The following is an 11,091-nucleotide window of genomic DNA, read 5'->3' as shown; positions in this document are numbered from 1 at the left end:
GGAATTGAGGGGGGTCAGCGCTTTTCCAGTTTGTCCGGCAGCGGCGCGAACAGCGCTTCGATATCGTCGCTCTGCAATTTCCAATCTCCGGCCACGCGTCCGTCCAGCACGCCGGCCGCGAGGTCGGACTTTTCCTTTTGCAGCAGCTGGATTTTCTCTTCCACCGTGCCTCGGGCTATCAGCTTGTAGACGAACACCGGCTTCTCCTGGCCGATGCGGTAGGCTCGGTCGGTCGCCTGGTTTTCGGTGGCCGGGTTCCACCACGGGTCGTAGTGAATCACCGTGTCGGCCTCGGTCAGGTTCAGGCCTACACCACCGGCCTTCAGGCTGATCAGAAAGATCTGACGCTTGCCACTCTGGAACTCCTTGACGGGCGTGCGACGGTCCCGGGTCTGGCCGGTCAGGATGGCGTAATCGACGCCGCGTTTCTTCAGCTCATCTTCAATCAGCGCCAACATGGACGTGAACTGGGAGAACAGCAGCACCCGACGGCCTTCTTCAAACAGCTCGTCGAGCATTTCCATCAGGCTGTCGAGCTTGCCCGAGGTGCTGCCTCGGGCGGGCAGGGTGGCGTCGTTGATCAGGCGCAGGTCGCAACACACCTGGCGCAGCTTGAGCAGCGCCTCAAGAATGATGATCTGGCTGCGGGCCACGCCTTTGCGCGTGATCTCGTCGCGGACCTTCTTGTCCATCGCCAGGCGCATGGTTTCGTAGACGTCGCGCTGGGCATCGCTGAGTTCGACCCAATGGATGATCTCGGTCTTGGGCGGCAGCTCGGTAGCCACTTGTTCCTTGGTCCGGCGCAGCAGGAAGGGTTTTATCCGACCGTTGAGGTGCTGCAGTCGTACATCGCTGCCGCGCTTTTCGATCGGTACGCGGTAATCGCGGTTGAAACTCTTGACGTCCCCGAGCCAGCCCGGCAGCAGGAAGTGAAACAACGACCACAATTCGCCCAGGTGGTTTTCCAGGGGCGTACCGGACAGGCACAGCCGCTGGCGGGCGTTCAGCTCGCGGGCGGCCTGGGCGGCTTTGCTGGTGGGGTTCTTGATGTACTGGGCTTCATCGAGGATCAGCACGTGCAATGGCTGCGCGGCCAGGCGCTCGACATCCTTGGGTAGCAAGGCATAGGTGGTGAGGACCAGGTCGTAATCGGCCAGTCGTTCGAAATGCTTTTTGCGCCCGGCGCCATACAGGGCCAGTACCTTGAGTTGCGGTGTGAAGTGAGCGGCTTCGTCGAGCCAGTTGGGAATCAGGCTGGTGGGCATCACCACCATGCACGGGCGATCGAGACGCCCAGCGTTTTTTTCACTGAGAATATGCGCCAGGGTCTGTAGGGTTTTACCCAGGCCCATGTCGTCCGCGAGGATGCCGCCGACTTCCAGCTGCCGCAGTGATTGCATCCAGCTCAAGCCTTCTAGTTGATAAGGCCGTAGCGTCGCGTTCAGGCCTTCCGGCGCGGTGGTGGTGTAATCCTTGATGTCCCGCAGGCGCTGGGCCAGGCCGCGAATGTGTTCGCCACCTTCCCAGGTCAGTGGCATGTCCTGCAGCGGGTTCAGGCGCAAGGCGTCCGCGCTGTTGAGGCGCAGTTTGGTGGTGCCGGGTTCTTGCAGGTAGAACTCGCCCAGGGTCGCCAGCACCGGTTTCAGGCGGCCATAGGGCAGGGCCACCTGCTGCGGACCGAACTCAGAGTTCGGGCGGTTGGGCAGGTTGACCAGAATCAGTTCATCGTCCCGACGCCGGGCCAGGCGTTCCGGGTTGAACAATTCGATGTGCGAACGCATCAGGTTCAGCAGGATCGGCAGCAGGCTCAGGCGCTCGCCATTGACGATGATCCCCAGTTCCAGGTCGAACCAATCCCGTTCCGGTGTTTCCTCGACCGTGGCGTACCATTCGTCCACGGCCGTCAGGTCGAAGCCGAAGTCCTCGTCGATCTGCAATTCCCAGCCCTGGGTGCGCAGTTTCGGCAGGTCGTTGAGGGTGAACGTCAGCCAGGCGCTGTCGTTGACCATTTCGTACAGTTCGCCAGCGCTTTCCGGCAGGGCCTTGCTTTGTCGGGTCGCGACCTTGAAACCGAGGATTCGCAGCTGTTCGCGGTAGGACTGTTCCACATCGGTGTGGCGTTTTATCCGCAGCGTCTGGGTTTCCTGGCGAATCAGCACGTCGGTGTTGCGCTGGCCGCTGACGTACTCGTCCAGATAGCTGAAGGACAAGGCGGCGCGGTGCTGGATGTAGCGTTGCATCTTGCCGTTGCGTGGCTCGAAGGCGCTGAACTCGATACTGGCCAGCCACAGGCGCGGCACCGGTTGTATGTTGTCCACCAGCACTTGCGGTGGGGCCTTGGGGCTGCGGTTGTCCAGCACGGCCTGGAGTTTTTCCAGCAATTGCGCGTCTTTTTCGGCGGCCGGGTAGGCCAGGGTTTCCTGGACTTGCAGCAACACCGCCGCGCAGTGCTTGCAGTTGATGCGCACCGGGCAGGAGCACGCGGCTTCGAGCAGAATCAGCGCGCCCTTGGCTGACTCTTTAAGGCGAATGGTCTGACGGTAGACGTTGCCGCCAGAGCCTTCGCAACTGGCGGTGATGGTGCTGTCGCCGGCCTCGACGATCCTGACGCGGTTTTCCAGCGCATAACGGCGCCCGCGCTCCAGGCTCTGTTCCTTGAATCGATTGACCCAGGAAGGTGCCAGGGGTTTGCTCAGGGGCGAGGGCATAGGCGCGCCAATCAGTCCGGAATGACTTCAGGTGCCTGCCGTGGCGCGGGCGCGGTCAGCGAGGTGATCTTGATCAGCAGGCCGAGGTGGCCGTTATCGAGGAAATTCAGTTGGCCATTCTTGGTATGGCTCTGCTGTTTGAGGCGCTCGCTGGCAGTGACCAGGCCATTGGCGTCGATCTGGTTGATCCAGAAATCGGCATCCACGTCGGTGAAACGGCCCAGTTTCAGTTCCAGGGTGCCCTCGATGGGAAATTGCCCAAACTGTTCGGCACCATCGCTGATGGCGACTTTGCGGCCCTGTTCACCGAGGGTCTGCTGCCAGGCCTTGTGCATCAATACCGTGTATTGGCCGCTGGCGGTGAGTTTCTCGACGATGTTGCCCATGGCCGGCGTGCGCTGGCTGTCCGCGCCCAGGCGTTGCGCGCCGGCGTCCCAGTCTTCCGGTGCGGCACGGCTGATAATTGCCGGCTCGGCATTCTGGCGCACCAGAATCATTTCAACCTGATACAGGTCGTCGGCAAACGCCAGGGGGGCGACCAGGGTCATCAACAAGGTCAGTGAGCGGAACAGGCGCATGGGGCGTCCTTCAAGCAGTGGTCGGAGTGAGGCGCTCGAACAGCGCCTCCACGGTATTGAAACGCTCTTCCGCGCGTTCCATGGGCACCATGAATTTGAACATCGTGGCACCTTCGAACTTGTAACGTTTGGGCTGGCCCTGGATCAACTTGATCAGCACCAGTGGATCGACCGGGGTCTGGGCCTCGAATTCGATACGCCCGCCGTTGGGGCCACCGTCGACTTTCTTGATGCCCAGTTGTTCGGCCTTGAGCTTGAGCAACGTGGTGCGCACCAGGTTCTTGGTCGGTTCCGGCAGCAGGCCGAAGCGGTCGATCATCTCCACCTGCAGGTCCTTGAGGCCTTCCTCGTCGCTGGCCGAGGCGATGCGTTTGTAGAGGATCAGCCGCGCGTGGACGTCTGGCAGGTAGTCTTCCGGGATCAGCGCCGGCACCCGCAGGTTGATTTCCGGCCCGCCGCCCAGGGGTTGATCGAGGTTCGGCTGTTCGCCCTTGCGGATCGACTTGACCGCGCGTTCGAGCATTTCCATGTACAGGGTGAAGCCGACGGCCTGGATCTGGCCGCTCTGGCCGTCGCCGAGCAATTCGCCGGCACCGCGGATTTCCAGGTCGTTGGTGGCCAGCACGAAGCCGGCGCCGAGGTCCTGGGTGTTAGCGATGGCTTCCAGGCGCTTTTCCGCATCCGGGGTGATCTGCTGGCGCGGTGGCGTCAACAGATAGGCATAGGCCTGGTGGTGGCTACGACCGACTCGGCCGCGCAACTGGTGCAGTTGGGCCAGGCCGAATTTGTCGGCGCGCTCGATGATGATGGTGTTGGCGCTCGGTACGTCGATGCCGGTCTCGATGATGGTCGAGGCGATCAATACGTTGAAGCGCTTGTGGTAGAAGTCGCTCATCACCTGTTCGAGTTCACGTTCGCGCATCTGCCCGTGGCCGATGCCGATGCGCGCTTCCGGCACCAGTTCGGCCAGGTCGGCGGCGCATTTCTCGATGGTCTTCACGTCGTTGTGCAGGTAATAGACCTGGCCACCACGCAGCAGCTCACGCAGCAGGGCTTCCTTGACCGTGCTTTTGTTCTGCTCCATGACAAAGGTGCGCACCGACAGGCGTCGGGCCGGCGGCGTGGCGATGATCGACAGGTCACGCATGCCCGACACCGCCATGTTCAGCGTGCGTGGGATCGGCGTGGCGGTCAGGGTCAGGATGTCGACTTCGCTGCGCAGGGCCTTGAGCTGTTCTTTCTGGCGCACGCCAAAACGGTGTTCTTCGTCGATGATCACCAGCCCCAGGTTCTTGATCTTCACGTCGTCCTGCAGCAGCTTGTGCGTGCCGATGACGATGTCGATCTTGCCCTCGGCCAGTTCGGCCACGGCGGCGTTCACTTCCTTGGTGGATTTGAAGCGGCTCATCACTTCCACGGTCACCGGCCAGTCGGCGAAGCGGTCGCGGAAACTGTTGTAGTGCTGCTGGGCGAGCAGGGTGGTCGGGACCAGGATCGCCACCTGCTTGCCACCGTGCACGGCAATGAACGCGGCGCGCATCGCCACTTCGGTCTTGCCGAAGCCCACGTCGCCGCACACCAGCCGGTCCATGGGCTTGGGCGCGAGCATGTCGGCGCGCACGGCTTCGATGGTGGTCTGCTGGTCGACGGTTTCTTCGAACGGGAAACCGGCGCTGAAGGTTTCGTAGTCGGCTTTCGGATCGGCGAAGGCGTAGCCCTCGCGGGCGGCGCGACGGGCGTAAATGTCCAGCAGTTCGGCGGCCACGTCGCGCACCTGTTCGGCCGCCTTGCGCTTGGCTTTCTGCCAGGTTTCCGAGCCCAGGCGATGCAGTGGAGCGAGGGCGTCGTCGCTGCCGGTGTAGCGGGCGATCAGGTGCAGGTTCGCCACCGGCACGTAGAGCTTGGCGCCCTCGGCGTATTCCAGGGTCAGGAACTCGGCGGCCTGGTTGTCGATTTCCAGTGTCGCCAGGCCCAGGTAGCGGCCCACGCCGTGGTCGATGTGCACCACCGGCGCGCCTTCGCGCAGCTCGGTGAGGTTCTTGATGACGGCGTCGTTGGCGGCGTCGGCGCGTTTCTCGCGACGGCGGCGCTGCATGACGCGCTGGCCGAACAAAGGACTTTCCGCCACCAGTGCCAGGGCCGGGTCATCCAGGACCAGGCCGTCGTTCAACGGCGCGATGGTGATCGCCAGGCGATCCTTGCCGGCGACGAAGTCCGGCCAACTGTCCACTGTCTTCGGCCGCAGCTTCAGGCGTTCGAGCAGTTCCAACAGCACTTCGCGACGCCCCGCGGATTCGGCGGTGAACAGGACGCGACCGGGGAATGCGTCGAGAAAGCTCGCCAGTGCCGCCAATGGCTGCGTGGCCTTGGCTTCGATGGCCAGGTCCGGCAACGCCTTGGCCGGGAAGCGTTCGCGGCCGACGCCGGTTTCCACGTCCTGCTGGCTTGCTACCACCCGCGGCCAGCTCTTGAGGCGGGCAAAGCAGTCTTCCACCGGCAGGAACAGTTCGGCCGGCGGTAATAAAGGCCGGGAAGGATCGACGCGACGCTCTTCGTAGCGATTGCGCACATCGTTCCAGAAGTTTTCCGCCGCCTGCTCGATGCCCGGCAGGGAGAACACCTGGGTGTCCTGGGGCAGGTAATCGAACAGGGTGGAGGTTTCTTCGAAAAACAGCGGCAGGTAATACTCGATACCGGCGGGGGTGATCCCGCTGCTCAGGTCCTGGAAGATCGGGCAGCGGCGGAAATCCACATCGAAGCGCTCGCGAAAGCGCGCCTTGAAACGGGTCACGGCGTCTTTCTGCAGCGGGAATTCCTTGGCAGGCAACAGGCGGATCGACTGCACTTTGTCGATGGAGCGCTGGTTTTCCGGGTCGAAAGTGCGCAGGGTCTCGATTTCGTCGTCGAACAGGTCGATGCGATAAGGCAGTTTGCTGCCCATCGGGAACAGGTCGATCAAGGCGCCGCGTACCGCGAACTCGCCGTGCTCGTACACCGTGTCGACGCAGCGATAGCCACTGGCCTCAAGGCGGGTGCGCATTTGCTCGACATCGAGCTTCTGGCCGATGTCCAGCACCAGGCTGCTGCCAAGCAGGAATTGGGTCGGAGCCAGGCGATGTAGGGCCGTGGTGATCGGCACTACCAAAACGCCATGACTGAGCTCCGGCAGCCGATAAAGGCTGGCGATTCGCTGGGAAATGATGTCCTGGTGCGGTGAAAAAAGATCGTAGGGCAGGGTTTCCCAGTCCGGGAAATGCAAGACCGGCAAATCCGGAGCGAAAAAACTCAGCTCCTGTTCCAACCGTTCGGCGCTTTGGCTGTCGGCGGTCAGCAGCAGGGTAAAACGCTTTGCAGCGCTGGCAGCCTCGGCGATGGCCAGGCTCAGGGCGGCACCGGGCAGGTTGCCCCAGTGCTGTTTACCTGCCGCGGCAGGGAGAAGCGGAAGACGCAGAACGGGCACGGAAGATTGAGCTCCAGCATTGCGACAAAGTCGACAATTGTAGCGGGGGAAGGGGGCTGCTGTCAGTCGCAGACTACCCTGGCCGGCAGGAAAACCACGGCGCGACGGGCGCGCATTGCTCCGCCGAGGACTCGGCGGCATAATGTAGCCCCTTTTTTCAGCCCCTACATGTGGAAGGTTACCGTGACTCAGAAGCCCGACCAGTGTCTTGGTGAATGGATTGATCGTGAAGCGCTCGCCGAAGCGATGATCCCTCTCATCGGTCAGCTCTACCGCAATAACAACGTGGTGAGCTCGATCTATGGCCGCAGCCTGATCAACCAGTCTGTCATCGCGATCCTCAAAGCCCACCGCTTTGCTCGCCACCGTTCTTCCGACGACAGCGAACTCTCCGTCCACGAAACATTCCCTCTGCTCAAGGCCATGAGCGAGCTCAAGCTCGGCGCGGCGTCGGTGGACCTGGGCAAGTTGGCGTTCAAATTCCGCAACGAAGGCAATGGCCGTAGCGCCGAGCAGTTCGTGCGTGAAGAGATGGCTGATGTGGTTGGCCAGCAGAACGTTTCGGCTCGCAAAGGCACTGACGTGGTCCTGTACGGCTTCGGTCGTATCGGCCGTCTGCTGGCGCGCATCCTGATTGAAAAAACCGGTGGTGGCGACGGCCTGCGCCTGCGGGCCATCGTGGTGCGCAAGGGCGCCGAGAACGACCTGACCAAGCGTGCCAGCCTGCTGCGCCGTGACTCGGTCCATGGTTCCTTCAACGGCACCATCACCATCGACGAAGAAAACAACACCATCACTGCCAACGGCAACCTGATCCAGGTGATCTACGCGAAGAACCCGACCGAGGTGGACTACACCCAGTACGGTATCAAGGATGCGCTGCTGGTGGACAACACCGGTGTATGGCGTGACGCCGAAGGCCTGGGCCAGCACCTGGCCTGCCCGGGTGTCGACCGCGTTGTCCTGACCGCGCCAGGCAAGGGCAAGCTGAAGAACATCGTTCACGGCATCAACCACGGTGACATCACCGCTGATGACAAGATCGTCTCCGCCGCCTCTTGCACCACCAACGCCATCGTGCCGGTGCTCAAGGCAGTGAACGACAAGTTCGGCATCGTCAACGGTCACGTCGAAACGGTTCACTCGTACACCAACGACCAGAACCTGATCGACAACTTCCACAAGGGCGATCGCCGTGGCCGCAGCGCCGCGCTGAACATGGTCATCACCGAGACCGGTGCCGCCACCGCCGCCGCCAAGGCCCTGCCTGAACTGGCCGGCAAGCTGACCGGCAACGCGATCCGCGTGCCGACGCCGAACGTGTCGATGGCGATTCTCAACCTGAACCTCGAGAAAGCCGCCACCCGTGAAGAGATGAACGAGTACCTGCGCTACATGGCGCTGCACTCCGATCTGCATAAGCAGATCGACTTCGTCAATTCCCAGGAAGTGGTGTCCACCGACTTCGTGGGTTCGCGCCACGCCGGTGTCGTGGATGCCGAGGCCACCATCAGCCAAGATAACCGCGTTGTCCTGTACGTCTGGTACGACAACGAGTTCGGTTACAGCTGCCAGGTGGTTCGCGTGATGGAAGACATGGCCGGGGTAAACCCGCCAGCGTTCCCGCGCTAAGCCTTAGCCGCTTGTGAAAACGCCCCGACTTGTCGGGGCGTTTTTTTTGTCCGGGTTTTGTGGTGTCTGGGCTGGCCTCATCGCGAGCAAGCTCGCTCCCACAGTTTGATCGTGTACATCCTGTGGGAGCGAGCTTGCTCCGGGCGGCGATCCGACGATGGCGATCTGTCAGGCGCCGCTCGCCATCGAAGCTTGCGTAGCCCGCAATTCATGCCGATTGCCCTTGAACAACACCAGGGTCGCAATCAATCCCAGCACCGCCGCCCCACTGAGCCATATCCCCGGTGCAGCCTTGTTGTCGAGCACATGGATCAGGTAGGTACAGGCTGCCGGAGTAAATCCGCCGAACGTTGCTGTTGCCAGGCTGTAGGCCAGGGAGAAACCGGTGGTGCGTACCTCGACCGGCATGATTTCCGTCAAGGCCACCACCATGGCACCGTTATAGGATCCATACAGGAACGACAACCACAGCTCGACGATCAGTAAATGGCTGAAGCTGGGGTTGGCTACCAGCCAGGACAGCGCCGGATAGGCCGTCAGGATCGCCAGGATCGTCGCACCGAGCAGCAGGGGTTTGCGTCCGATCTTGTCGGAAAACGCCCCCATCACAGGCAGCCAGAAGAAATTCGACAAGCCGATGCACACCGTGACCAGCAGCGCATCCAGGTCCGACAGGTTCAATTCGGCCTTGCCGAAGGTCGGTGTGTAGGCGGTGATCAGGTAGAACGACACGGTAGTCATCACCACCAGTGCCATGCCGGCCAAGACAATGCCGAAGTTCTGACCGATGGAGCGGACAATTTCCGACAGGCTGGGGCGGTGTTTTCTTGCTTGGAATTCAGGTGTTTCTTCCAGCGAACGACGAATCATGAAGATGGCCGGGACAATCATGCAACCCACCAGGAACGGTACGCGCCAGCCCCAGTCGCCCATCTCCTGGGGGCTCAGCCAGTGATTGAGGCCAACCCCCAGCAGGCCGGCAAACACCACCGCCGCCTGTTGGCTGGCGGATTGCCAACTGACAAAGAAACCCTTGCGCCCCGGCGTGGAGATTTCCGCCAGGTAGACCGACACACCACCCAGCTCCACGCCTGCGGAGAAGCCTTGCAGCAATCGGCCCAGCAGCACCAGCAAGGGGGCCACCACGCCGAGGACGGCGTAGCCTGGCACGCAGGCGATCAGTATGGTGCCCATGGCCATCAGCGCCAGGGTGATGATCAAGCCTTTGCGACGGCCATGGCGGTCGATGTAGGCACCGAGAAAAATCGCCCCCAGAGGGCGCATCAGGAACCCGGCACCGAACGTGGCCAGGGACAGCATCAGCGAGGCGAACGCACTGTCGGCGGGGAAGAACGTCTTGGCGATGGCCGTGGCGTAGAAGCCGTAGACCATGAAGTCGAACATCTCCAGGAAGTTGCCGCTGACAACGCGAAAAATCGCCTTGCCGTTGCTCGTGGTGGAAGACATGGGTAGGTACTCACTCTGGCAAATCTTGTATGAGGGTGCTTGTACGCTGTGGGGGCAGCCTGTGGGAGCAAAGCTTGCTCGCGATGCATGCGACACGGTCCAGCTGCAAGGCTGCGTTATCGTTCATCGCGAGCAAGCTTTGCTCCCACAGGTGTGCGCCTACAGGTTCGCGCATGCACGCGCTGAAGCTCATAATGGCCGGCGCGGTTTTGAGGAGAGATGAAGATTTGTTAACTGGACGGTGGGGAAGGCTTGTGGTGCTGGCCGGCGTGTTGTCCGGTTGTGGCAGCGGCGACACCCTGGAACGTTTCGACGGCCCGACCATGGGCAGCCATTATTCCATTCAGTACGTCAGGCATTCCGCCGGGCCCGCGCCGAAAACGGTGCAGGTCGAGGTGGAAAACATCCTTGCCGAAGTGGATCGGCAATTCTCGACTTATCGCAGCGATTCGGACGTTGAACGCTTCAACGCATTGCCGGCCAACAGTTGCCAGGTCATGCCTGGGCCGGTCCTGGAGTTGATCCGCGTGGGCGAGCAGTTGTCGGTTCAAAGCGATGGCGCCTTCGATCTGACTGTGGAGCCGTTGTTGAACCTGTGGGGCTTCGGGCCCCAGTCCCGGGAAGAGAAAGTGCCGACTGCAGAAGCTTTGGCCTTGGTGCGCCAGCGCGTCGGTCATGGTCATTTGCGTATTGAGGGCGACCGGTTGTGCAAGGGTGCCGCGGTGGAAGTCGACTTCAACAGTATCGCCGCCGGTTATGCCGTCGACCGCATCGCCGCCAGGCTCCAGGCCTTGGGCATCGACAGTTACCTGGCCGAAGCCACCGGGGAGCTCAAGGCGGTTGGGCGCAAACCCGATGGTTCGGCCTGGCGCATCGCCCTGGAAGAGCCCCGGGATGACCGGCAAGTGGCGGAGCGTGTCATCGAGGTCAACGGCTACGGCGTTTCCACCTCGGGTGACTACCGTCATTATTTCGAACAGGGCGGTCAGCGTTATTCCCACACCTTTGATGCACGTACTGGTGCGCCGGTCCTGCATAACCTGGCGTCAGTCACGGTGATTCATCCTTCGGCGCTGATGGCCGATGGACTATCGACGCTGTTGCTGATTCTCGGCCCTGAACGGGGTTGGGACTATGCCCAGAAACAGGGCGTCGGGGTATTTTTCGTATTGCGGGACAATGACCGTTTCGTCGTTCGCACCAATGAAGCATTTGAACGGATGACGGGCGGAAAACCTCAATGATG

6 protein-coding genes are annotated in these 11,091 nt (G+C 61.7%); 2 read left to right on the top strand and 4 right to left on the bottom strand.

Features of this window, described 5'->3' with window-relative positions:
* Positions 1-14 precede the first annotated feature (14 nt).
* From J4E53_RS10045 to mfd, 3 genes are read right to left on the bottom strand one after another with little or no spacing between them, the layout of a single operon-like run.
* On the bottom strand, positions 15-2,708 hold the full coding sequence (locus tag J4E53_RS10045) for a DEAD/DEAH box helicase (protein ID WP_060738406.1): 2,694 nt from the start codon (positions 2,706-2,708) through the stop codon (positions 15-17).
* An 11-nt stretch (positions 2,709-2,719) separates the two neighbouring features.
* A complete protein-coding gene (locus J4E53_RS10040; RefSeq protein WP_103308898.1) occupies positions 2,720-3,286 on the bottom strand; it encodes a CsiV family protein in 567 nt (188 codons plus the stop codon).
* Positions 3,287-3,296: 10 nt separating this feature from the next.
* Positions 3,297-6,746: a transcription-repair coupling factor gene (mfd, locus tag J4E53_RS10035; RefSeq protein ID WP_060738404.1), complete on the bottom strand. Its 3,450-nt coding sequence runs from the start codon at positions 6,744-6,746 to the stop codon at positions 3,297-3,299.
* A gap of 168 nt (positions 6,747-6,914) precedes the next feature.
* Here mfd and J4E53_RS10030 point away from each other — a divergent pair, with 168 nt between their 5' ends.
* Positions 6,915-8,378 (top strand): glyceraldehyde-3-phosphate dehydrogenase, encoded by a 1,464-nt coding sequence (locus J4E53_RS10030; protein ID WP_060738403.1) that lies wholly within the window; start codon positions 6,915-6,917, stop codon positions 8,376-8,378.
* Between the two features lie 168 nt (positions 8,379-8,546).
* Here J4E53_RS10030 and J4E53_RS10025 read toward each other — a convergent pair whose 3' ends face one another.
* Positions 8,547-9,845, bottom strand: a complete 1,299-nt coding sequence (locus tag J4E53_RS10025) for an MFS transporter (RefSeq protein ID WP_103308897.1) — start codon at positions 9,843-9,845, stop codon at positions 8,547-8,549.
* A gap of 254 nt (positions 9,846-10,099) precedes the next feature.
* On the opposite strand from J4E53_RS10025, the gene J4E53_RS10020 reads away from it, so the two are divergent.
* The gene (locus J4E53_RS10020; RefSeq protein ID WP_103308895.1) at positions 10,100-11,089 is read left to right on the top strand and encodes an FAD:protein FMN transferase; all 990 of its coding nucleotides are present in this window, start codon (positions 10,100-10,102) and stop codon (positions 11,087-11,089) included.
* The last annotated feature ends 2 nt before the right edge of the window (positions 11,090-11,091 follow it).

It is taken from the genome of Pseudomonas sp. FW305-28 (assembly GCF_017351395.1).
GTDB lineage: Bacteria > Pseudomonadota > Gammaproteobacteria > Pseudomonadales > Pseudomonadaceae > Aquipseudomonas > Aquipseudomonas fluorescens_AA.
The sequence above is the reverse complement of the archived record's forward strand: the minus strand, read 5'-3'. Positions and strand labels throughout refer to the sequence as shown.

Bases quoted from the DNA above. Each gene is read 5' to 3' on its own strand.
- J4E53_RS10045 (WP_060738406.1), bottom strand. From the start codon at position 2,708: ATGCCCTCGCCCCTGAGCAAACCCCTGGCACCTTCCTGGGTCAATCGA.
- J4E53_RS10040 (WP_103308898.1), bottom strand. From the start codon at position 3,286: ATGCGCCTGTTCCGCTCACTGACCTTGTTGATGACCCTGGTCGCCCCC.
- J4E53_RS10030 (WP_060738403.1), top strand. From the start codon at position 6,915: ATGTGGAAGGTTACCGTGACTCAGAAGCCCGACCAGTGTCTTGGTGAA.
- J4E53_RS10025 (WP_103308897.1), bottom strand. From the start codon at position 9,845: ATGTCTTCCACCACGAGCAACGGCAAGGCGATTTTTCGCGTTGTCAGC.